This is a genomic window from Pseudomonas frederiksbergensis, from assembly GCF_001874645.1.
Lineage (GTDB): Bacteria > Pseudomonadota > Gammaproteobacteria > Pseudomonadales > Pseudomonadaceae > Aquipseudomonas > Aquipseudomonas frederiksbergensis_B.
Map to the genome: position 1 here is coordinate 225,925 of NZ_CP017887.1, position 22,571 is coordinate 248,495.

A 22,571-nucleotide genomic window follows, 5' to 3' on the forward strand; every position below is an offset into this window, starting at 1 on the left:
ACAGGACAGGCACAGCCATGGACATTATTCGACTCGGCGACTCCACCACCCACGGCGGAACGGTAATTGAAGCGTTCAGCCAAACCGATTTAAACGGCAAGCCCATGGCCGGCGTTGGCCACCAAGTCGCGTGCCCGTTGTGCAAAGGAGTATTCCCCATCGTCGAGGGTGGTGCGCTACTGGATGTGGGCGGCATCAACGTCGCACTGCACGGCATGAAAACCGCCTGCGGTGCCAGCTTGATCGCCAGCGGCCCAAATGGCAGTGCCGCGGCCTGATGCGCTCGACATTCACCGGTCTATCCATTACTGGACTACCAAAACGCCGACACCCGCGTAGTCATGCCCCTGCGCCGCCAGGAGCAGGCCACGATCATCACTTTCACCTCGCCTACACCCGGCAGACGCCGCTCGAGAAGATCGACAGCTACGTCGCACCTGCCTGGGAAGCCGCCATTGAGGCGGAAAAACCCTTGCAGCAGTTGCTGGCACGGCTCAAGCCGGACGTCATCGTGCCCGATAACGGGGTGCTATGCCGGGTGTCCCTGCGTGCGGACGGTGTCCTGCGCCGAAACCGAACTGCCCGACAACGCGGTGCCGCTCTACCTGTCCGGCAGACGCAGCACCGACACGGCGGCGCTAGGACTTTGTCGAGCACTACCAGGGCGCCGTGGCGCACGCCCACAAACGTTTTTCCCGGTTCCTCGCCAGCCACCACACCGCGTCCTGCCCGCTGGGCCAGTTCCTGGTGGATTCGCCCTGGCTCAACCTGCTGCTATCGCAGACGCCAGTGCGCTATGAGCGCGAGCAACCGCTGGCCCTACAACACTACGTCTACCTCGACGGTTGCGTGCGCCGCGAGGCGCCATACCGGGCGCCCGACTTCCCACGGCACAACGACGCGCCGACGACCTACGTCAGCTTTGGCAACCTCGGTGCCGCCGACACCGAGATGATCAAGCGCCTGATCAGCACCCAGGCAACCTTGCCCTATCGTTTTCTGGTCAACGTCGGTGCGTACCGCTAGACCCACACCACGGTGCCCGACAACGTCTATCTGGACAGATGGTTCCCGCAGCCTGCGGTGCTCAAGCAATGCCAACTGTTCATCCATCACGGAGGCAACAACAGCTTTTGTGAAGCCCCGTTCTTCGGCTTGCCATCCTTGATCATTCCCTACTGCTGGGACTGCCACGACAACGCCATGCGCGGCGAAGAAGCCGACATCGGACGCTACCTGCCACACTTTGCCGAACCCCAGCCCGACGCCCTGGCCCAACTGCTGGGCGACAGCGCCATGCAATAACGCCTGGCCGCCATCAGCACGTCGATGCAAGCCACCCGTGGCACCGAGATCGCCGCACGGGCGATTCTGGATTTGCTCACGCCCTAGTCAGCGACCCACGAGCAGGGAGTGCGCCATGCCCCCATCAGCCCTCGAGAGCCTCAAGCGCGCGCCCCCGGCCCTTTTGGCTGGACACCGATCCCCCCGGCCCCAGCCGCGAGCGGCAGATCGGTGATATCAGCGCAGACCTGGTGATTGTCGGTGGCGGGTTCGTTGGGCTCTGGAGCGCATTGCTCGCCCGTCAGCGCACGCCTGATGCGCGTATCGTCCTGCTGGAAGCTCACACGTGCGGCACCTCGGTCAGCGCATCGGCCACCTAGCCATGGATGTCGTGGAGGTATAGTAGGTCGTTGAGGCAATGGTCGGCCTCGCTAACCATCAGCACCACCTTGGCCCGGTGACCCGGCGGGGTCAGTTCCGAAACTGCTCAGCCGCTCATCGAGGCCCGCCTGCAAACCCTGAGCGTCTGGGACGACACCGCCTACTTCACGCCTCGTGAGCACGCTGCCCTGGCCTGGACCGAGAGGCTGACCCGACTGCCCGAGCGGCATGCGCCGGAACACCAGTACCGTGCCCTGCTCGAACACTTCAGCGAAGCGGAGGTGCTAACCATCGCCACCATCAACGCCTGAAACCGTTTCGGCGGCGGCTTTGCGATGATCCCAAACTAAGTCATCCGGCTAATGAAAAACGCCCTACACTGCAGAGCGTTTGTGTTTACAGCACTCAGCCAGCCGGTGTCGGCATCACTGGAGGCGTGTACTGCAAGGTGGTACCGAGGAACCACAGCAGGAACAGCACCAACGGCGCGTGCACTAGCAACTGGACGAAGGAGAAGCCGATCAGGTCGCGCGCCTTCAGGCCTAGCACGCCCAGCAGCGGTAGCATGTAGAACGGGTTGATCAGGTTCGGTAGCGCCTCGGCGGCGTTGTAGATCTGCACCGCCCAACCCAGGTGATACTGCAGGTCATTGGCCACCAGCATCACATACGGCGCTTCGATGATCCACTTGCCGCCGCCTGACGGAATGAAAAAGCCCAGTACCGCCGAGTACACGCCCATCAATATGGCATAGGTATCGTGGGTGGCGATCTGTACGAAGAAGGTCGAAATATGATGTGCCAGCGTCTGCGCATCGACGCCCTGAACCTGGGTCAGAACCGCCGCAATCGAGCCGTACAACGGGAACTGGATCAGCACCCCGGTGGTGGTCGGCACGGCGCGGGCTACCGCGTCGAGGAAGCTGCGCGGACGCCAGTGCAGCAAGGCACCGGCCATGATGAATAGAAGGTTATAGGTGTTCAGCCCGGAAATCGCGGTGATCGCAGGTTTTGTAGAGAACTCGTTGTACAGCCAGCCAGCCGCCAAGGCCACCAGCAACAAGATCAGGATCGGACTGTACTCCAGCCACTCGCCCGGACGGGTACGCTTGGGCGGTGGCGGTGCCGAGAAGCTTGGATCGACGCCACAATCTTCGGCGCTACGGGCGCTGCCAGGTCCAGGTGCGCTGGCATAGGCCACTACCAGGGAAACCACCACAAGCGCCGCCAGCATCACCCCCGACTGCCAGAGAAAAATGGTTTCAGTGAACGGGATCACGCCGGTGATCGCCAGGATCGACGGCGGCAGACTGGCCGGGTTGGCCTGCAACTGCGCGGCCGAAGACGACAGGCCCAGGGCCCAGACGGCGCCCAGCCCCAGGTAGGCGGCAGCACCGGCGGCACGGTAGTCCATGCGCAGGTCGGTGCGACGCGCCAGGGCACGTACCAGCAAGCCGCCGAACACCAGTGACAAGCCCCAGTTGAGCAACGACGCCACCATCGAGATCAGCGCCACCCAACACACCGCCGAGCGGCCGTTTTTCGGGATTCGCGCCAGGCGGTCGATCAGTTTGACCGCCGGTGGCGAGCTGGCCACCACATAACCGCCGATGACCACGAAGGCCATCTGCATGGTGAACGGGATCAGGCTCCAGAAACCGTCGCCAAAGGCCTTGGCGGTATCGGTGGGTTTGGCGCCCATGGCCAGGGCGGCGACGGAGACCAGGATCACCGCCAGGGCAGCAAACACCCAGGAGTCGGGGAACCAGCGTTCAGCCCAGTTTGAGCAACGCAGGGCAAAGCGAGCGGAGCGGCTGTCTTGGATATCAGCGGTCACGGGGTTTTCCTTTTATTGGTTTTATCGGAGCGCCTACAGGCCCACCGCCGGCAATGCCGACACCCACCAGCCAAAGACTCTGGCGGTGTCCGGCTAAGCCCTGTTACCAGAGCGGCAGGCTGTAGCTGAGGATCAGACGGTTTTCATCGATATCGCTGGCGAAGCTGGTGCGGTAGGTCGCGTTACGCCATTTGATCCCAAGGTTTTTCAGAGAGCCACTCTGAATCACATAGCCGATGTCGGTGTCGCGCTCCCACTCCTTACCGTCACCGGGTGCGGCGCCCAGATTGACTTGGTCGCCTTTAACGTAACGGGTCATGAAGGTCAGGCCGGGAATACCGATACCCGCAAAGTTGAAGTCATAACGCGCTTGCCAGGAACGCTCGTCCTGGTTGGCGAAATCATTGATCTGCAGCAGGTTGACCAGGTAAGGGTCGGCGCCGTTGACGTTGGCAAAACCGGTGTCGCCGCTCATTTTCTGATAGGTGACGCCAAACGCATGGGCCCCCAGCGAGTAGGTGAACATGGCCCCCAGCATGCGGTTGTCGACGTTGCTGTTGCCGTCATCGGTCGAACTGGACCAGCGCAGGTCGGACTTCAACGACTGTCCTTCGGTCACCGGCAAGGTATGGGTCAACGTCAGGTAGTGCTGTTTGTACAGATCGTCCAGGTGCGCGTAGTGATAACCGGTGCTCAGCGCACTGCTCCACTTGTAATCGCCCCCGATGAAATCGAACTGGTCAGTGGTAGCATTGGTCCCGGTGACGATGTTGCGCCGCGGGCCTTTCATCACCGTCATGTCTTCACGGTTTGAGGAGTTGCGCTGGTTGACCTGGGTCAGGCGGCCAACGTTGAAGGTGAGGTTATCGAGCTCCATCGAATTCAACTGCCCGCCCTGGAACGTCTGCGGCAATAGGCGTGATTCGTTAGGTTGCAAGACCGGTAGCTTGGGTATCAGAGTGCCCAGCTTGAGGATCGACTTGGAGACCCGCAGCTTGCCGGTCAGGCCCAACTCACTGTAGTCATCCGGCGCACGCTTGGAATTCGGGCCTTGGGGCAGCAGGCCGGTGACCCCAGACCGATCCGGGCTTGAATCGAGCTTGATACCCAGCAGCCCCAAGGCATCGATACCGACGCCCAATGGCCCAGCGGTATAACCCGACTCCATACGCAGGATGAAACCCTGCGCCCACTCCTCCCCTTTGCTTTGCGGGGCTCCCGACTGGCGAAAGTCGCGGTTCATGTAGAAGTTGCGCGTTTCCACACTGGCCTTGCTGTCTTCCACAAACGCGGCCGACGCCGGGGTGCAGATCCCAATAACCCCTGCAATACCAGACAGTTGAACAATACGAGCAGAACGGATGACGTGCATAAGGCTCTCTTTTTTATTGTTGTAAAGCACACCCACGCGAACACATGGGTTCCAGACAAAGAATCAGGTCCTAGAAATTGCGGCGACTGAGTTTGAGTACCCAGCCGACAATGCCGACGCAAAACAGCAATACGCAGATGACGAAGATCATGCCCAGAATCACGTGCCCCCATTCCCCCAGTGGGCCGTTGGACAGATAGCTTTGCAGCGTCACCACCACCGTGGCGCCCACCAAGGGCCCCAGTACAGTGCCAACGCCGCCAAGCAGGGTCATCAAAATCACCTCGCCGGACATATGCCAGTGCGCATCGGTCAACGACGCCAGTTGGACATGGTCAGGTTGTTGCTCAAGTCGAACACCCCAAACAGCTTCATGGTTATTCTCTTTTTTTTGGTATCTCCGGAGCACTTAGGTTTGCCTGAGTCCCCCGTAGCACGCCCTGAAGAAAGAGGAAGTTTCCTGACCTTAATAGAGCAGGCAAAAAACTCCCGACCGTATGCGTCTACGCTGCAAACAGCACCATATCCAAAACACTGCTTAATCAAAGTGAAAAACTCTGAATAACGCTTTCAGCCTTCAGACGGCTTTGATCCATCCTTGATCAGGTGCACAACAAACATCGCCAATGTTGTGACTCCTGGGTCGGTACGCTTGTCACGTCAATGCCCAGCCCAGCGTTGAGTACTACCCGCCGTAAACCAGGCATTCGCCACTGGATCAATACGCGTAAGCCCAGCGTGGGTGACACAGTCACTCGACCTTCTGTAACTCAGCAGCAGACCGCTTGCCTGCTAACAGTGGTTTGGGGGACGAGTCACTATGGGAGCTCACGCGCAGATGGCGCTCAGTAAAAACGGCTAAAGTGGACATACCTAAGCGGCCGGTACAATCTGCCCCAGTGACTCAGCCACGTGGGGTCGGTTGGTTGGTAGCTCGCGAATGTATTGGTGATGAACTGATCGAAATTCATCTGGCCGGTTTGTTTGAATGCCGCTATAGCGGCATTTCGAAGGATCTAGTGGTCTACCGGAGATGTTTTTTCAGCGCCCCCAAAAGGCGAACGACTTCTTTGATTACGGTCTCGGTGTTGTGAGCATCGGTACGCGGCTCTGTCCCCCCCCATGGACGCCCCCCTGAAAGACAGGACACCGTTTCCCCCTTAACATAATGGATAAGCAACCGACGCCCGCAAGGCCTCAGTCACTGAAAGGTACTTCGATGAACTAACCGATCCATTGGCGCCAGGAGGACGGAGCCGCCATGGCATCACGAAGTTGGCGCGCGGTGATGTCGCGTGCGCGAGGATCAAAACTCAACGCTGCTCGCAGGGCTGGCCAGCAGTGTCTTGGCAAGCATCGGGGCGCTCGCAATTGACGATCCAGATGCAACTGCTGAGCTTGCGTCGATGGCATGCGGCGAAACGGGTGCGTGCCGGCGGCCAGTTCATAGAGCAGGCACGCCACCGCGTAGATATCCGCACGGGCGGTCAACGGTTGACCTTCGAACAACTCAGGCGCGGCATAGCCTGGGGTCCAGGCATCGAAGCGGTTGCGACTCAGGTGCGGCAGGCCGTGCAAGACACCCTCCTCGGCCTGGCCCAAGCCGAAATCAAATAACCGTACCCCCTCCTCGCTCAGCATCACGTTGCTTGGTTTAAGATCGCCGTGCAGCACACCGCGAGCATGGGAGTGCGCTAACGCGTCGAGCAATGGCAGTGCTATGCCGCACAACTCCTTCCAGGGCAACCCCAGTGGCCGCTCACAGAGCAGTTTGTCCAGGGTCATTCCATGCATGAGCTCCATGGTAATGAAAGCCCTCTGGCAGCGTGTATCCACCTCAAAGCTATGCAGACGCAACACGTTTTCGTGGCGCAGTCGCTGGGTCAAGGCAAATTCGCTATAGAGCAAGGCACTGGCGTCCGGCGATTCGGCAAACTCGTCACTGAGCACTTTCAGCGCTATATAAGGTGCAGGATCGCCGTACTGCTCGTGTAACAAGTCCCACGCACGATAAACCGTGCCCATACCTCCTGCACCGAGTACGCGCTCGACGCGATAACGGCCGACCAAGACATCAGGCAACGGCCCCATACTGATCCGTTCCGGTGCAAGTGCCGCAACACCCGGTTGCGGCTTGGCGAACGCAAAGTAAGTCAGGTCGCTGGCAGCGTCGACACTCTTCAGCCCGTCATCAAGCTCGTTCATTGGCGGACAACAATGGCCGTCAGGTTGTCCCGCGCCGCACCGCGCAAAGCGCCCTCGAACAGCCGTTCGAGGGCGCGCGCGGGGGCCGGCAAGCTCAAGGCACGGCCCATCTCGTCGCTCCCCACCTCCTGATACAAGCCATCGCTGCACAGTAAAAACGTATCGCCTGGATAAACCTTGAGTTCAAGCACCTCAAGCGTCAATTGCTCGGCCGCCCCGACCGCACGGGTCAAGGCATGCGCGGCGGGATGGGCACGGGCGTCTTCGACGCTCATCTGTTGCTCGTCGATGAGTTGCTGTTGCAGCGAGTGGTCCTTGGACAGTTGATACAACCGCTCGCCGCGCCACAGGTAGCAACGGCTATCCCCCGCCCAAATGCAGGCCGCACGATCACCTTCGACCAACAGCACCACCACGGTGCTGCCCATAATGTTGTCCGACCGTGCAGCGGTGACCGTCAACTCCCGACCCATGCGTCGATTGAGCCAATGCAGACACTGGCGCACCTCTTTGAGGCGCCCCTCAAAACTGTCCTGCATCGACATCTGCGCGAAGCTTGCAACGATCAACTGGCTGGCGACATCCCCTCGATGATGGCCTCCCATACCATCCGCGACCACCCACAAGCCTTGCTGTGGACGATCCAGGAAAGCATCTTCGTTGCGCGCCCGAACCTTGCCGGCATCGGTGCGCGCAGCGCTGCGCCAGGAACTGGCAACCAGCATCAGAGCTGCACCGGCATACGGAAGGTGCGCAGCACGCCCATGTCGAACGGGTTCGGCGTGCGCTGGCTGGTCAGCAAGTAGTTGGCGCGCAGGCCACCGACGTCCGCCTTCAGCACCAGCACGTCACGACCGCTGAGGTACTCGGTCTGCATCAGGTCGAACAGACGGAACAGCGACCACGGGCCGGAGTTCTTCTCGATGCCGATCGGGCGGCCGGCCATCTTGTCCATCACCAGGCTGGTGCGCCCGTCTTCAGCGTCGGTTGGCCATTTGAACGACACCGGCACAATCGGGCCGTGACGGTATTCGATGGTCTTGTCGCCGAATTTGAACTCGGAACGGCTGACGGCCGGGTCGAGGGTGTACGGCTCCAGTTTGAACTGCACTTGCGGCTCGGCCGGGTTGATCGAGAAGAAGCTTTGGCGGATCACTTGTGCCGCGGCCATCTGGTCGAGGTAGACCTTGGAGATCGGCATGCTGTGACCGTCAATGCTGCGCAGACGGTAGTTGCCCGGATCGCCACTCACAAACGGACGCATGTAGGTATCGAAGAACCGATCGGCAATGCCCTGCGCCTTGAAGAATTCGCGGAAGTCACTGATCGCCACGTCGCTGGTGCTGTGGGCGCTGAACGGGTAGCGCTTGTTGATCGCCTTGCCGTAGAAGCTGTACAGCTCGTTTTGATAACGCTGGTTCAGGTACTGGTAGGAATCGTTGAGCACCAGACGCCAGGTGTCTTCAGCCAGCACGTTGAACCACACGCTGACCGGGCGCGGCAGACGATTCGAAGCATTACGCAGGTTGCTCAGCGCATCACGCTGGCCGCTCATGCGGGTCTTGGCCATTTCGAACGCGGCCTGCTCTGGCGCACTGGCGCGCGCAAGGCTCGACAGCTGCATTTGCAGGTCGTTGAGCGCCGTCAGCGCCGGGGTCAAATCAGCGGCCGGGCCGTTGTTGTCATCCAGCAAACGGTGCAGCGGTTCGAAGCGGCGTTGCAGGGATTTCTTCGCGGTGTCCGGCAGGTTTTTGATCGCGGCCATGTCCGAGGCTTTGTCCGCGGCGGCAGACGCCAGTTTGCCCAGCTTGCCCAACTTGCCTTTCTGCTCGCCCAGTGCGGCAGCGGCATCAGCCGCTTGATCGACCGCCTCGGCTTCTGCCGGGAACCGGGTGTTCTCGCGCACTTCCACCAGCAGTTGCAGCACCGGCGAGTTGGCCGAGGTCAGGCCCGCCAGTTGCTCGGCGCCCTCACTGAAATCGCTGATCGGAGGCAGTGCAACCTGGCCCACGGCTTCGCTCCAGAAGTTGGCGTAGTCGCGGAAATACAGTTGCTCCAGCTCGACCATCAGGCGACGCAAGTCCATGCCGCTGATGCCCGAACCTTCGCCCAATACCCAGTTGTCACGCAGGATGTCGGTGACCAGCGCACTGCCCTGCACCGAGAAATACTGCTGATAACCCTGCTGGGTGTAGAAGCCCGGAATCACGTAATCGGTGCCGACAAACAGCGCACCTTGCGGGCCCAGGTGTTGGCTCAAGCGGTATTCCGGCAGATCGCGGGCCTGCTCGCGCAGCATCCGGTAAACCACGTTGGCCAGCGACTCGCTGCGCAACACCTGACGCGCCTGAGCCACCAGTTGATCGTTCAGCGGGTAGATAAACGGGAGCTTGAGCAAACGCTCGAAGTGCGTGTTCAAGCCGTTTTGCACCGCGGTGTTGCCGGCGTAACGCAGGGACCAGTCAGTCGCGACCCAGTCCTTGAGCCACACCGCATCGCGGCGATCTTTCATGTTCAGCATCAGGTACGCACGCAAGCTGTTGAGCAGGCGTTCGCGGTCCTTCATGTTGGCGCGGATCTGCCCTTCCAGCAGGGTCGCAACCTTCGGCAGCAATTGCTTTTCGAGCTCGCGCTCGTAAGCCGCCTTGACCACCGGGTTGACGTCTTCGCCCTGATACAGACCGCCACGCTCGTGGTAACCCACGTCGCCCTTTTTCGGGAACGCCTGGGTCGCCGCGTAGCTGGTGTCGAGGGTCTTCAGTACCGCCATCGAATCATCACGGGCGGTCAGGGCCGAGCGCTGTTGCGTCCAGGTTTGCGCCAGGTTGCGCAGGTTTTCCAGGCGCTCATAGTTGGCCGAGAAACCGCTCGCCCACAGCAGGCCGAACAGGCCCAACGCCGCCAATGCACCCACATACAACGCACGCTGGCCCCAATGGATGCGGCTGCGTTCACGCTTGTCCAGACCGGCCAGATCGGCCTCGGGGAAAATCACCCGGCTGAGCAAGTGGTGAATGAACCGCGAACGGCCGCTGCGCAGGGTCGGTAATACGCCGGAATTGATCCCCAGATTGGCGCCGATGCCGGCGGTGGTCTGGTCCATTTCCTGGGTCAGGTGCGGTGCGCTGGTCAGGTAGAAACCGCGCAACTGGCTGACACGTTGATAACGGTTGCCGGTGAACGCCATGTCGACGAACAGGCACAGGCGCTCGCCGATCTGCCCCAGTTGATGCGGGAAATCGAGGATGCGGCCACGGCGCTGGGTGTCGCGCTCCTGGTGCATGCGCATGATCACCTGGCTGTTGAGGCGACGCAGCAGCTCTTCGAACTCGGCGCGCAGCACGGTGACGTCGGTACCGCTCTGCTCTTTGCGGAAGCTGGTGCCGAGCACCTGATCGCTTTCTTCGCGGGTCAGTTGATCGAAGAACTCATCGAAACCGAGCAGCTTGTCCGCCTTGCTCAGCACCAGATAAACCGGCACGTCGACATGCAGTTTCTGATGCACGTCTTGCAGGCGCGCACGCACTTGGCGAGCCAGCGGATCAAGGTCTTGCTCGGCATCGCCCAGCAGCATTTCCACGGGGATGGTCACCAGCACGCCGTTCAACGGACGGTTGCGACGACGCTTGCGCAGCAGGTCGAGCAAGGTGCTCCAGGCGCTGCCGTCAACTTCGGCATCCGCTTGGGTGAGGTAGCGCCCGGCGGTGTCGATCAACACACCGTGGTCGGCGAAGTACCAGTCGCAATGACGGGTGCCAAGGGTGTCGCGGGTCAGTTTGCGGTCGATCTTGTTGATCGGAAACTCGAGGCCCGAGAAGTCCAGCAGACTGGTCTTGCCGCTGCCCTGCGGGCCGATCAGCAAGTACCACGGCAAATCGCTGCGCCAGCGTTCGCTGCGGCCGCGATAGAGGCTCGAGGTCTTCAGGGTTTTCAGGGCGTCCTTGAAACGCTCCTTCAACTCCTTCTGCGCTTCGTCGATCAACTCTTCACGACGGATACGGTCCTGACCGTCTTCGGTGTCTTTGACGGCTTTTTTACGCACACCGGCGCGCCAGCTGACGAAGACCATGGTCAGGCCCCAGATCAGGAACAGCACACTGATGGTCAGCAGGCGGGAGGTCGAACCTTCCCAGAACTTGTAGTCATCGACGGCCAACAGCGGCCCGACAAACCAGACCAGCAGTGCGACGAACAGCACCAGCAGCAAGGTCCAGACCCAGGTCTGGCGCACGAACGCGCCGACTTTCTTGAAAAACTTTTTCATCACACGTCCCTGTTTACGGCTGCGACAGCGGCTGGGCCGCGGCGGAATCCAGCGGCTGATAAGGTTGCAGAACGGTGTCGCGCTGCTCGCCCAAGACCCAGGCGAACCCCGAATACATCACCACCAGGCAGACCACGGTGAACAGCACCACCATCCACGCCGGCACGATGCGCACCAGGCTGCGACGTTGATCGTTCAAGCCCTCCCAATGCGGCGACAGTTCGCGTGGCACGTCGCCGCGCAGCTGACGAATCTGCCGATACAAGGCGTCGCGGATGCCTTCGAGTTCGAGCATGCCGCGTGCCTGTACGCGGTACTTGCCTTCGAAACCGAGGGACAGGCACAGGTACATCAGCTCCAGCATCGGCAGGTGCTTGACCGGGTTTTTCGACAGACGATCCAGCAGCTGGAAGAACTTCTCGCCACCGAAGGTTTCGTTGTGGAAGCTGCTGAGCAGGCTCATCTGCGACCACTCGCTTTCGTTGCCCCACGGCGTGGTCACGACGGCTTCGTCGACCACGGTGCAGAGCACGTAACGCGCGGCCATCACCTGGCTGCTTTCGGCGCCGTTGTGCAGCGCGCGCACTTCAAACAGTTTCAGCCCGGCGGTCAGGCGCTCGTTGAGCGCGTACAGGTCTTCGCGGCTGTCGCTGTGCTTTAGGCGCACCACCTCCGACAACAGGTCGGAACCGGCGGCCACCAGCGAATTGAGGCTGATGTTGAAGGCCTCTGCCGGGCGCAGGCGCGCGGCGTAGATCATCCGCTCTTCCAGTTGTTCGAAACGTGGCGGCGCGGCGAAGTCGGTCAGCGGACTTTGCGCCGGGCCATGGCCCTGGCGGTCGAGCAAGACGGTCTTATCGTCCTGATGGTGTTCCATGTCCTTGATCATGTCGGTCAGTTCCTGATGGCCCAGAATTTCAGTTCAAGCTCGGCGAATTCGCCGGACACGTGGAACGCGAAGCCGCCGGAGCGCTCCAGTTGTGCCAGGTCTTCGGAACTGAGTTCGAGGATGAAATAGGTTTTGTTGGAGTGGAACGCGATCTGCCGTGGGGCCACCGGCAACGGTTTGACCTTGATGCCCGGCAGGTGCAGGTTGACCAGTTGGCGGATGCGCTCCACCGGGCCGACCTTGAGGTGCGCCGGCAAGCGGTGGCGCAGTTCTTCAGAATCGCAGTTGGCGCTGGCCGCGAGCACGAACGACGCCGAGCCCAACAGTTTGTGGTCGTGCAACGGCGAGACGATGATCCCGTACTGACGCGCTTGCAGCACCAGCTCGATGGCGTGCTGTTCAAGCACCATCGACAGCACCTGACGGATCGCTTCCATCAGTTTGCGGAAGCTCGCGCCCTGGTCGCTGTGCTGGTAACGGCTGTCCAGACGCGGGCGTTTGCTGTCGCTGGAGAAGGTCGCCAGATCACCGAGCATGGTCAGCAGCGCGCGGTACAACTCTTCCGGATGAACCTGTTCCAGACCGAGGTAATGACGCAGCAGCAACTCGGTGCGGTTGATCAGTTGCAGCATCATGAAGTCGCCGACTTCCGCGCCACCGACCTTGCCGTTGGAGCGGATGCGCTCGGCGATGGTGTCGCCCCGGTGACCGAGCATGCTGATCACTTCCTTCAGGCACGACAGCAAATAGCTGGAGGAATGCGCCTGAATGTAGGTCGGCACGAAATCCGGATCGAGGCTGATCACGCCATCGGGCGTGGTATCCAGCACATCGCAGATTTTCAGCTTCACGTAGGCCTGATCGCTCTGCTGCTCGCCGAGCAACAGTTTGAAGTCCGGGCGGCCGCAGCTGACCTGGCTGGCGGAATCGTCGCCAGCGTTGGAGTCGGCCACTTCGGCTTCGTACGCGGTGTAGCGCGCCAGCACGTCGGATTGCTCCGGGCGGCGCGACTCGATGTGGTTACCGGTGACCAGCGGCAACGCCAGGTAAATCGGCGTGTTGCCGGTGTTCGGCGGCACGTCCAGCGCCAGCGGTTCGGTGTTGCCACCGAGTTCGAACAGGCTGCCGTCCGGCAGAATCCCCGAGGCCTGGCTGATCACCAGTTTGCCCATGTTGAGGAACTGCAAATCGATGTCGAGATTGAGGAAACCCCAGGTGTAACTGCCCAGCAACTGCGTGCGGGTTTTCATCTGGTGGTCGTAGTAGCGATCGTTGTGCTGGAAGTGCTGCGGACGCAGCAGCATGCCTTCCTGCCAAATGACTTTATGGGAATTCATGATCAGTCATCCGCCTTGGCGAGCTTTTCGTTGCTGTTGCGAATACCGGCCTGGTCGAGGGTCAGGTCAGCCTCGGTGACTTCCAGCGGGGTGACTTGCACCGTGTAGCGCCATTTGGTTTCCGGTAGGTCGCGATAAGCGGCGAGGATCCCCACATAGCGGCTGCCCTCCTCCACGCTGAGTTTCAGCTCGACGGTTTCGCCCGGGCGCAGTTCGAGTTCTTCGCTGGCCACCAGGTCCGGGGCCAGGGATTCCTTGGCGCGCTCGTACAGGCTGAAGAAGTCGGCGCTCTCGAACGTCACCGGGTGCTTGAGCTCGAACAGACGCACGACGATGGGCGACGGACGCCCGTTGAGGTCCGGGTTCAGCTGATCGCTGCCGGTGAGCTTCAGGTTGACCTTGGTCACTTTGGAATACGGCGACAGCGACGAGCAGCCGGCCAGCAGCACCAGCACCGCGAACGCAGTCAGCATCTTGAAAAAAGCGGTCGAGCAGCGAGACATGCGCATCATCCTTGGTGGTCGGTGTGAAGGGTGGAAATCAGGCGGATCTGTTCTTCGTAGGCCTGAGCGAAGTCGCGGGCCAGCAGGCGTTCGCTCCAGTCATCGTCCTGACGCAAGGCCTGGTGATAACGACCGTACGCTCTCCAGCGGCTGCCGGAGGTGGCCAGCAACGGCTTGTTGTCGCGCTCGAAACGCAGGGTCAACTGCTGCGGCGAGAAGTGCTCCAACGTGCCGCGAACGGCGGCGCGGCTGGCGGTCAGCAAGGCCACCTGATGCGCCTGCAAATCGCGGAACGCGCGGGAGATCGACTGCTCGGCCGGCAATTGGCCAGGCTTGTTCGGTTGCAGCAGAATGCCCAGCGCTTCGCCGGCATCGACGGCGAATTTCAGCGGGTTCTTGTTCGTGCCTTGCACGGTGGTCTGGGCCAGACGCAGTTCGTTTTTCAGTTCGCTGCGGGTGCGCAGGCTCTGCTGCAAACCGCCGACGCTTTGCTTGAGCAGGCGTGCCGCGTTCAGCGCCAGGGCTTCGCGGGCGTCGTGGTCGAGGCCTTTGAGGTCCACGCCCAGCGCTGCACCGAAGTGCTCCCAGAAACCTTCGCTTTGGCGCTCGGGCGCTTTTGCGATAGGGGTTGGCGCAGGTTCGGCGGGGGCGTTGATCAGCTCCGGCACCATCAGGCTTTCCATGTCTATGCGTGCATAGTCGGCGCGCTGACGGGTGTCCTCGATGGTGGTGCTTGGGCTGATCAGCTCTTCGATTTCCGAGTACACGCGCTCTTGCTGATCAAGGGCGTTCAGCGGGTCGAGATCAAGGAACGCGTCATCCGGGATGATGCTGCCCGCCGCTTGTGGGCGACCGACTTCGACGTCGAAGGTCGCCGGGGCGCGCACCAGCCGCGCGCGGATCTCGAAATCACCCAGCACGTAGACACTGCCGTGTTCGATGCGCATCGGTTCGCCCTTGCGCAGGCGTGCGCCGCTCCCGCCATCCTGGACACCGTTGCTGCTGGTGTCGGTCAGGAAGAACGTCCCTTCGCGAAAGCTGATGTCCACATGGTGATTGGACAGATGACGCTTGCGGTCCGGGATGATCCAGTCGCAATCCTCGCCTCGGCCGATGACGCCGCCGGCCTGCTTGAAGGTCTTCTAACACAAGTCCGTGGGCACGAACTGCTTGGTGTTGAGCATTTCGAAAACCAGTTCCATGGTGATACTCCTTGCGGTCACTTGCCGCGATTGACCGCCTGCGGATCACCCAATGGGCGATAGGTGTTGTCGTTGAATTTGTAATTGCCGCTGCAGCCGCCGAGGCCGCATAGAACGGCGAGGGTCAGCAGGACGGCTTGCCAGTGACGAACAGACATCAGAGGGTCTCCAGGGGTGGACAAAGCACACAGCGCCAGCCCGTTCGGGCGGCGCTATCAGAAGCGAATGAGGTGAAATCGACGGTCTGTTGCCTAGCCATCGAAGTCACCCAGATTGATGTTCAGGCGCCCGAGGCGGTACAGCAGCGTGCGGCGCGGCAGGCCGAGTTCGCGGGCGGCGAGGGTCTGGTTGCCGTCGTTTTTGCGCAGGCAATCGAGCAGCAGACTGCGTTCGACCTGCTCCAGGCACTCGCGCAGGTCCAAGCTGCTGTCTTCCAGCATGGCTTCCAGGCGCTCGCGCAAGTTTGGGCGATTGTCTGGCGGCAAGACCGCTTTGTGTTCGCACAGGTTCAAGCTGCTGTCGGCCGGCATCGCAGCCAAGCGCAGGGAGAAATGCTCGGCCAGCAACTCGCCGCCCTCGCACAGCAACACCGCGCGTTCGACCAGACCTTTGAGTTCGCGTACGTTGCCGGGGAAGGCGTAACCGGACAGGTGATTCAGCGCCGCATCGGACCAACGCACCGCATCACGCTGTAAAAACGAGCAAGCCTTTTCGGCGAAGTGCCGCGCCAGGTCGAGGATGTCGCCTTCGCGCTGACGCAGGGCCGGCAACTCAATCGGGAACTGCGCGAGGCGGTAGTACAAGTCCTCACGGAACTTGCCTTCGCCGACGAGCATCGATAAATCACAGTGGGTCGCTGCGATGATGCGCACGTCAATTTTGTAGGTGTCATTGGAACCCAGCGGGCGGATCTCGCCTTCCTGCAACACGCGCAGCAACTTGGCTTGCAGCGACAACGGCATGTCGCCGATTTCATCGAGCAACAAGGTGCCGCCATTGGCCGCATCGAACAGCCCGGCGCGGTCGCGATCAGCGCCGGTGAAGGCGCCTTTGCGGTAGCCGAACAGCTCGCTTTCCAGCAGGTTCTCGGGGAACGCCGCGCAGTTCTGCACGATGAACGCCTGGGAACGGCGCGGCCCGCAATCGTGAATCGCTCGGGCGACCACTTCCTTGCCGGTGCCGGTCTCACCGCGCAACAGCACGGTGTAGGGGCTGTGCAGGACTTTGCTGATCAGCGAATAGGTCTGGCGCATGGCCGAGCTTTTACCGATCAAACCGTAACCGCTGGCACTCGGCACACTGACCGGTGCGGGCCGTGTTACGCCGCTCGGCTGACGCAACCGTTGCAGCAAGTGCAGTTGGCCGAGCACGAACGAACCCAGCTGACCGAGGGAATCGGCAAAGCCTTGCAGGTCGATATGCCGACGACTCGCACACAGCAGCAAGCCTTCAACCGACTTCTGCTGATTGACCAACGGCACGCACAGCAGCGACTGCCAAGGCGTGGCCTGCGGTGGGAGGAAACTGGTTTCGTGCAGGCTGCCGCTCAGTTCGCTGAGGCTGACCACGCGGTTCTGGCACAGGGCGAATTGCAGCAGTTGTTCACCGTTGTAATCCGCCGGCAAGCTCGCCGCCTCCCGGGGTTGCAGGATGCCATTCAGGCACTCGGCGTTCATGCCCAGGCAGATGTGGGTCGCGTCCAGCAAGTACAACTGCGTCAACTCACAACCGCTGAGCTCGGCCAGACCGCGCACGAAGTCACCCAGCAGCGCAGCCCCGTCCGCCGCGCGCGACAGGCTGGCGAACTGCGCCAGCAAGGCTTCGGCATAGACCAGCGGTTGCGGCACTTGAGTGAACATCACACCCACCTCAGGCGAACTCGCAGATCACGCTGGCGTCACCGTCGAGCGTGGCATGCACACGCTTGAGGCTTTCACCGGTGGCCATTGCGTCGAGCAAGCGGTCCGCCACCAGCGGCAGTACGTGCAGATCGAGCAAATGGTCAATCAGGCGCGCGCCGCTGTCGCTTTGGGTGCAGCGCTCGGCCAGGTGATCGACGAGGTTCTGGCAGTAAGTGAAATCCAGCTGACGACGGTTCAGGCGCTCGCCCAGACGGCCGAGTTTGATTTCGATCAACTCGCGCAGCACCGGGCCGCCGACCGGGTAGTAAGGCACCACACGCATGCGTGCCAGCAGCGCTGGTTTGAAGTGTTTGCTGAGGACCGGGCGAATGGTTTCTTCGAGCACTTCGGCGGTCGGCCGCGCGCCGTTTTCGCAAAGCGCGCTGATGCGGTCGCTGCCCAGGTTCGAGGTCATCAGGATCAGCGTATTGCGGAAATCGATCTCGCGTCCTTCGCCGTCGTTGACCACGCCTTTGTCGAAGATTTGGTAGAACAGGTTGAGCACGTCCGGATCAGCCTTTTCCACTTCATCAAGCAGCACGACGGAGTACGGCTTCTGACGCACGGCTTCGGTGAGCATGCCGCCTTCGCCGTAACCGACGTAGCCCGGCGGCGCACCGATCAGGCGCGAGACGGTGTGCTTCTCCTGGAACTCGGACATGTTGATGGTGGTGATGAAACGATCACCGCCATAGAGCAAATCAGCCAGGGCCAGCGCGGTTTCGGTTTTGCCGACACCACTCGGGCCGACCAGCAGGAACACGCCCACGGGCGCATCCGGTTTGTTGAGGCCGGCAGCGGTTGCGCGCATCGAGCGGTCCAGTGCGTGAACGGCTTGCTCCTGACCACGGATGCGCGTGCGCAGGTCGGTGGCGAAGCTCGCGACTTTGGCGTTGTGTTCGCGGGCCAGTTGCGCCAAGGGCACGCCGGTCCAGGCGCTGATGACTTCGGCCACCAGACGCGGGCAGACTTCGAAGCTCACCAGACGTTCTTTGACTTGCAGTGCAGTCAGGGTTTTGTGCGTGTCGTTGAGCGCGGCTTCGAGGGCTGCGACGCTTTGTGCTTCGTCGACCGGCAGGGTTTCGATTACGGTGCCTTCTGCGTCTTCTTCAACCGTGACGGTCGGTTCGACAGCGGCAGCTTCGCGAGCCTTGGCCAGTTGCTGGCGCAGATCCAGCAGGCGCTCGGCCAGTTCCTTCTGTTCGGTCCACAGTGCTTCCAGTGCGGCCCTTTCGTCTTCAGCTTCGTCCAGTCGCGCTTCCAGTGCGTCCAGCGCTTCGTGATCAATCAGTAAACCGGCTTCGGCGTCGCGGCGCAGGGCCTGACGTTGACGACCGCCTTCAGCCAGTTCGCCACGCAGGCGCTCAAGGCTTTCCGGGGCGGCAGCGAGGCTGATGCGAACGCGGGCGCAGGCGGTGTCGAGGACGTCGACGGCTTTGTCCGGCAGTTGGCGACCGGCGAGGTAACGGGCGGACAGTTCGGCAGCAGAGACCACGGCGTCATCGCGCAGGTAGATGCCGTGGCTCTTCTCGTAGACCTGAGCCAGACCACGGAGGATGGTCACCGCTTCGCTGACGGTCGATTCATGCAGTTGCACCGGTTGGAAGCGACGGGCCAGTGCCGGGTCTTTCTCGAAGTATTTTTTATACTCGGCCCAAGTGGTGGCAGCGATGGTGCGCAGTTCGCCACGGGCCAGCGCCGGTTTCAGCAGGTTGGCCGCGTCGGAACCACCGGCATTGCCGCCCGCGCCTATCAGAGTGTGGGCTTCATCGATGAACAGGATGATCGGTTTCGGCGAGGCTTTGACTTCGTCGATCACGCCTTTGAGGCGCCGTTCGAATTCACCTTTGACACTGGCGCCGGCCTGCAACAGGCCCATGTCCAGCGACAGCAACTCGACGCCTTTGAGCACCTGCGGCACTTCACCGGCGGCGATGCGCGAGGCCAGGCCTTCGACGATGGCGGTTTTACCCACGCCGGCTTCGCCGACCACAATCGGGTTGTTCTTGCGGCGCCGGGCGAGGATGTCGACCATCTGCCGGATCGCGCCGTCGCGGCACAGTACCGGGTCGAGTTTGCCGTCGCGGGCCTGTTGGGTCAGGTTGTGGGTGAAGCGCTGCAGCAGCGATTCGCCCTGCACGGCGGGCTTGCCAGTAGCCGGTTGTTCTTTCTGCGACAGGGCAAATTCTTTCAGGCGCTCGATGTTCAGCTTGGCCAGCAACGACTGGTAGCGGCTGCCGGCGTAGCGCATCGGGTTACGCAGCAGCGCGAGGATCAACGCGGCTTGCTCGACCTGGCTCTGGCCCAGTTCAAGGTTGGCCACCAGCAACGCGTCTTGCAGCCACTGCACCAGTTCCGGGGCGAACACCGGATTGCGCGAGGCGCTGTGCTCGACCCGTGATTGCAGCGCGGCGCTCAGCTCGCCGGCATCCACTTCGGCGTCTTGCAGCGCGCGTGCGAGCAGGCCTTGCGGGCGCTCCAGCAGGCCCAGCAGCAAGTCTTCGACGAGGATCTTGCTGCCGCCACGGGCGACGCAGCGCTCGGCAGAACTTTCCAGATCACGACGGGTTTCGGCGTCCAGCGCCTGGATAAGTTGTTGCAGGTCTACGTTGATCATTGGTCATCTGTCCTTAATGAATTTTGCTGCCCAGGGTCACCACGCCGTCCGCTTTTTCGCGGCCCAGCCAACTGGTCCATCCGAGGCGACAGGCGTTCTGCTCACCGATGCGCAGTTCGCGGATTTCTTCCTGGCGCAACACCAGGCGAATGTCGTAGTCGAGCGGGTCACGCAGGGTGAAGCGCACCAGCGCGCACAACGGCTGGTAGCCGAAACCGATCGGCAGGAATTCGTGAAAGCGTTGCCAGTCGAGCTCGCGGATGTGAATGCGGAATTTGCCGCTGCGGTCGCGCACGTGTTCGCCCAGCACCAGGTCTTCGCCGAGCAGGCTGTTGGCGCGGCCCAGACGATTGCGCTGCTCGTCGAGAATCTCCACGCGGCGCTCGATGCACTGCTCGATGGTCAGTTCGGCGTGCTTGAAGTAGTAACGCAACACCGCTTCGATCAGCGCCGCCGAGTGCGCCCGCAAGCTGAGCAAACCGAGGTACGGCAGCAGGCGTTTCCAGTTCAGTTCCTGGGCCCGGCGGATCTCCTCGCCACCGAGGCCGATCAGGGCAAACAGCTGCGCCGAGAACGGGTCGAGCGCACCACTCTGAAAGCTTGCGCGGTAGCGGTATTTGCGCCAGATCGGCAGCATCAGCCGTTGCAGGCGATGGTGAAACAGATCGAGGAAGTTGCGGGTCGGGTTGCCGTCCTCGCTGTCGCCCAACGCCTGTTCGCCGTAGAACGCCGGCAGCGGCGAACCGGAACCGACCAGGCCGATCAGGTTGAAACGCATGCGCGCGCGCATCTGCCCGTGCTCTTCGAAAAACTCCACACGATCGACGTCGCTGCGCGGAAAGCCCAGGCTCGGGTTGGCCTGGAACTCCACGTGGTCGTACAGATCGTCTTCGCTCAGGTGCGGGTGTGCCTCGCGCAGCCGGTCAACCACCAGCAGCACGGCCTGAAACAGCGAGTACTCGCGTATTCCTCGGGTCAGTCCGCTTAAAGAAGCGGCTGAAGGCCCATACGTGGTGTCCATTGGTACACCTCTCCCTGTGTGCTTTTTACCCGCAGTTCGTGGTACGAATTGAGACTGGCGTAAAGCGCGAAAAACTCGTTAAGAACCGAGGCGAAAACGAACAGGTCGCCCTCGCCGATATACCCTTCCGGGTCAATGGTCAGCTCGGTGCGCAACCCGCGAACCGGCAACCCTCGGTGCAGTCGGTCGACGTGTTGGTGCTTGATCGACTTGAGCCCACCAAGCAGACGCTTGCTGACTTTTTCAGCGTGTTGGTCGTAGTAGCGCGGCAGGTCGTAGGTTTCCAGAATCACCTTCAACGCATTGACGTCGGCCAGTGACAGATAGTTAAGCGACATGTTGCTGATCAGCTTCCACAGGAAGTCACGGTTCAGCGGCGGTGCAAAACTCGAAGTGGCCGGGGTGATGTTGCGAAAACTCAAGAACTCCGGCGTCTCTTCGCAGGCCATGCAGATGTCACCGAGCTTGAGCTTGCGCGGCAGGTTCTGGTTGGTGCACATCAGCTCGATCGATAGGGTTTCGTGGGCTTCGGTGTGGCGGATGCCGAAACTCAGGTAGGTGTCGAGACCGTCGTGCAACAGCGAAGAACGCTGGCGAATGCTGTAGTGCGGACGGCTATTGGGCACGTCGAAACTCGGGTCGTGCTCGAAGGACTCGAATGGCACGTACTCTTGGTAACCGAGGCCGCCGGGCTTCCAGCCAGTGACGGTTTCCACCGAGAACACACCGCAGTTTTCCAGATCATATTCCGCCGGCAGCAGCAGGTATTCGTCCTGCTTGCCGTCGAGGCGGATCGGCAAGGCGTCGTGCTTGAACAGGTTGACGATAGGCGTGCAGTAGAGCTTCACGTTATCCAGGGTCGGACGCATCCGCATGATGCCGCTCTTGCGAATGTCGAAGCGCAATTCGAGGCCGCGCATTTGCTTGAGCGTGTCTTCCGGCAGGGCTTTGAGCAGGTCCAGACCGTTGATATCAACGAAGAGGAATTTGTCCTGGAAGGCGAAGTATTCCTGCAAGTATCGATAGCCACGGAAGGTGTTCAGCGGATACGGGATCAACGCTTCTTCTTCAGCAAAACCCACCGGCCGCACGCGGTCGCCGGGCATCTTGAACGCCATCGGCGTGCCGTTCGCGCCGGGGATTGGTTTGCCGGCGCCGTCCAGCGGGATCAGCTCGATGCCTTCCAGATTGCGCAGCAGGCTCAGGTACAGCATCTGGCTGATGTAACGCTCGCCGGCGAAGTGCAGGCGCAAGCGGCTCAATTCCAGCTCACCGAGGTGGCCGTCGGCACTCATCTCCAGTCGCAGGCTCAGCAGCGAGCCGTCCCCTTTCACCGAGTAGGTCAGCGCGGCCAGATCCAGCGCCTGGACTTCGGTCGGGTAGCACGTGCGGAAACGGCAACGCACGTCTTCAATCGGCACGCTTTCAATCGGTGTATCACGATCGACCTTCAGCGCCGGGCCGGAACGCTTGAGCGGATCGAACTGCAAAATGCTGAACGCCGGCAATGGCCGCATGTAGTTGGGCCACAGCAGGTGCATCAGGGAATGGCTGAGCTCCGGCAGTTCGTCGTCGAGCTTTTGGCGCAGCCGACCGGTCAGGAACGCAAACCCCTCCAGCAACCGCTCCACGTCCGGATCCCGGCCGGCCTGGCCGAGGAAAGGCGCCAATGCCGGGCTACGCTCGGCGAATCGACGACCTAACTGGCGAAGTGCGGTGAGTTCGCTTTGGTAGTAGTGGTTAAAGGACACGCGCAATA

At 61.5% G+C, this 22,571-nt stretch carries 16 protein-coding genes and 4 pseudogenes; 4 read left to right on the top strand and 16 right to left on the bottom strand.

Annotation, left to right across the window (positions count from 1 at the left end; genetic code table 11):
• The first annotated feature begins 17 nt into the window (after positions 1 to 17).
• The 3 genes from BLL42_RS28545 to BLL42_RS30670 all read left to right on the top strand — a co-directional run bounded on the left by BLL42_RS28545 (position 18) and on the right by BLL42_RS30670 (position 1,305).
• Positions 18 to 278, top strand: coding sequence for a PAAR domain-containing protein (locus BLL42_RS28545; RefSeq protein ID WP_071556050.1), 261 nt, complete (start codon positions 18 to 20; stop codon positions 276 to 278).
• A gap of 391 nt (positions 279 to 669) precedes the next feature.
• Positions 670 to 1,026, top strand: coding sequence for a hypothetical protein (locus BLL42_RS30665; RefSeq protein WP_236722019.1), 357 nt, complete (start codon positions 670 to 672; stop codon positions 1,024 to 1,026).
• Positions 1,027 to 1,038: 12 nt separating this feature from the next.
• Positions 1,039 to 1,305, top strand: coding sequence for a glycosyltransferase (locus BLL42_RS30670; RefSeq protein WP_236722020.1), 267 nt, complete (start codon positions 1,039 to 1,041; stop codon positions 1,303 to 1,305).
• A gap of 376 nt (positions 1,306 to 1,681) precedes the next feature.
• Here the strand turns inward: BLL42_RS30670 and BLL42_RS30675 are convergent.
• Positions 1,682 to 1,762 (bottom strand): annotated as a pseudogene (locus BLL42_RS30675) (hypothetical protein); the annotation flags it as partial.
• 22 nt (positions 1,763 to 1,784) lie between these two features.
• Here BLL42_RS30675 and BLL42_RS30680 point away from each other — a divergent pair.
• Positions 1,785 to 1,976, top strand: a pseudogene (locus tag BLL42_RS30680) (carboxymuconolactone decarboxylase family protein); the annotation flags it as partial.
• A gap of 94 nt (positions 1,977 to 2,070) precedes the next feature.
• Here the strand turns inward: BLL42_RS30680 and BLL42_RS28565 are convergent.
• The 15 genes and pseudogenes from BLL42_RS28565 to tssF form a co-directional block, all read right to left on the bottom strand.
• A complete protein-coding gene (locus tag BLL42_RS28565) occupies positions 2,071 to 3,501 on the bottom strand; it encodes a short-chain fatty acid transporter (RefSeq protein ID WP_071556051.1) in 1,431 nt (476 codons plus the stop codon).
• Between the two features lie 103 nt (positions 3,502 to 3,604).
• Entirely contained in the window at positions 3,605 to 4,873 is a 1,269-nt protein-coding gene (locus BLL42_RS28570; RefSeq protein ID WP_071556052.1) for an OprD family porin, read from the bottom strand.
• A 70-nt stretch (positions 4,874 to 4,943) separates the two neighbouring features.
• Positions 4,944 to 5,201: pseudogene (locus tag BLL42_RS28575) on the bottom strand (branched-chain amino acid ABC transporter permease); the annotation flags it as partial.
• 896 nt (positions 5,202 to 6,097) lie between these two features.
• Positions 6,098 to 7,078, bottom strand: coding sequence for a serine/threonine-protein kinase (locus BLL42_RS28580; RefSeq protein WP_071556053.1), 981 nt, complete (start codon positions 7,076 to 7,078; stop codon positions 6,098 to 6,100).
• Complete coding sequence (locus BLL42_RS28585) at positions 7,075 to 7,803, bottom strand: PP2C family protein-serine/threonine phosphatase (RefSeq protein ID WP_071556054.1); 729 nt, start codon at positions 7,801 to 7,803, stop codon at positions 7,075 to 7,077. The genes BLL42_RS28580 and BLL42_RS28585 overlap by 4 nt, the downstream gene beginning before the upstream one ends.
• On the bottom strand, positions 7,803 to 11,342 hold the full coding sequence (gene tssM / locus BLL42_RS28590) for a type VI secretion system membrane subunit TssM (protein WP_071556055.1): 3,540 nt from the start codon (positions 11,340 to 11,342) through the stop codon (positions 7,803 to 7,805). Before tssM ends, BLL42_RS28585 begins: the two co-directional genes overlap by 1 nt.
• Before the next feature lie 13 nt (positions 11,343 to 11,355).
• Positions 11,356 to 12,231, bottom strand: a complete 876-nt coding sequence (gene icmH / locus BLL42_RS28595; RefSeq protein ID WP_071556056.1) for a type IVB secretion system protein IcmH/DotU — start codon at positions 12,229 to 12,231, stop codon at positions 11,356 to 11,358.
• A 5-nt stretch (positions 12,232 to 12,236) separates the two neighbouring features.
• Positions 12,237 to 13,568 carry a type VI secretion system baseplate subunit TssK gene (gene tssK / locus BLL42_RS28600; protein WP_071556057.1) on the bottom strand — a complete coding sequence of 444 codons (1,332 nt, stop codon included), beginning with the start codon at positions 13,566 to 13,568 and terminating at the stop codon, positions 12,237 to 12,239.
• Positions 13,569 to 13,570: 2 nt separating this feature from the next.
• A complete protein-coding gene (gene tssJ / locus BLL42_RS28605) occupies positions 13,571 to 14,071 on the bottom strand; it encodes a type VI secretion system lipoprotein TssJ (protein WP_071556058.1) in 501 nt (166 codons plus the stop codon).
• A 5-nt stretch (positions 14,072 to 14,076) separates the two neighbouring features.
• Positions 14,077 to 15,273: pseudogene (tagH, locus tag BLL42_RS28610) on the bottom strand (type VI secretion system-associated FHA domain protein TagH).
• A 17-nt stretch (positions 15,274 to 15,290) separates the two neighbouring features.
• Entirely contained in the window at positions 15,291 to 15,431 is a 141-nt protein-coding gene (locus BLL42_RS28615) for a type VI secretion protein (protein WP_071556059.1), read from the bottom strand.
• A gap of 93 nt (positions 15,432 to 15,524) precedes the next feature.
• Positions 15,525 to 17,132, bottom strand: a complete 1,608-nt coding sequence (locus BLL42_RS28620; RefSeq protein WP_071556060.1) for a sigma-54 interaction domain-containing protein — start codon at positions 17,130 to 17,132, stop codon at positions 15,525 to 15,527.
• 10 nt (positions 17,133 to 17,142) lie between these two features.
• Positions 17,143 to 19,791 carry a type VI secretion system ATPase TssH gene (gene tssH, locus BLL42_RS28625; RefSeq protein ID WP_071556061.1) on the bottom strand — a complete coding sequence of 883 codons (2,649 nt, stop codon included), beginning with the start codon at positions 19,789 to 19,791 and terminating at the stop codon, positions 17,143 to 17,145.
• Positions 19,792 to 19,804: 13 nt separating this feature from the next.
• On the bottom strand, positions 19,805 to 20,812 hold the full coding sequence (gene tssG / locus BLL42_RS28630) for a type VI secretion system baseplate subunit TssG (RefSeq protein WP_071556062.1): 1,008 nt from the start codon (positions 20,810 to 20,812) through the stop codon (positions 19,805 to 19,807).
• Entirely contained in the window at positions 20,776 to 22,563 is a 1,788-nt protein-coding gene (gene tssF / locus BLL42_RS28635; RefSeq protein WP_071556156.1) for a type VI secretion system baseplate subunit TssF, read from the bottom strand. Before tssF ends, tssG begins: the two co-directional genes overlap by 37 nt.
• Between the last annotated feature and the right edge of the window lie 8 nt (positions 22,564 to 22,571).

Bases quoted from the DNA above. Each gene is read 5' to 3' on its own strand.
- BLL42_RS28545 (WP_071556050.1), top strand. From the start codon at position 18: ATGGACATTATTCGACTCGGCGACTCCACCACCCACGGCGGAACGGTA.
- BLL42_RS28570 (WP_071556052.1), bottom strand. From the start codon at position 4,873: ATGCACGTCATCCGTTCTGCTCGTATTGTTCAACTGTCTGGTATTGCA.
- BLL42_RS28580 (WP_071556053.1), bottom strand. From the start codon at position 7,078: ATGAACGAGCTTGATGACGGGCTGAAGAGTGTCGACGCTGCCAGCGAC.
- BLL42_RS28585 (WP_071556054.1), bottom strand. From the start codon at position 7,803: ATGCTGGTTGCCAGTTCCTGGCGCAGCGCTGCGCGCACCGATGCCGGC.
- tssM (WP_071556055.1), bottom strand. From the start codon at position 11,342: ATGAAAAAGTTTTTCAAGAAAGTCGGCGCGTTCGTGCGCCAGACCTGG.
- icmH (WP_071556056.1), bottom strand. From the start codon at position 12,231: ATGATCAAGGACATGGAACACCATCAGGACGATAAGACCGTCTTGCTC.
- tssK (WP_071556057.1), bottom strand. From the start codon at position 13,568: ATGAATTCCCATAAAGTCATTTGGCAGGAAGGCATGCTGCTGCGTCCG.
- tssJ (WP_071556058.1), bottom strand. From the start codon at position 14,071: ATGTCTCGCTGCTCGACCGCTTTTTTCAAGATGCTGACTGCGTTCGCG.
- BLL42_RS28615 (WP_071556059.1), bottom strand. From the start codon at position 15,431: ATGTCTGTTCGTCACTGGCAAGCCGTCCTGCTGACCCTCGCCGTTCTA.
- BLL42_RS28620 (WP_071556060.1), bottom strand. From the start codon at position 17,132: ATGTTCACTCAAGTGCCGCAACCGCTGGTCTATGCCGAAGCCTTGCTG.
- tssH (WP_071556061.1), bottom strand. From the start codon at position 19,791: ATGATCAACGTAGACCTGCAACAACTTATCCAGGCGCTGGACGCCGAA.
- tssG (WP_071556062.1), bottom strand. From the start codon at position 20,812: ATGGACACCACGTATGGGCCTTCAGCCGCTTCTTTAAGCGGACTGACC.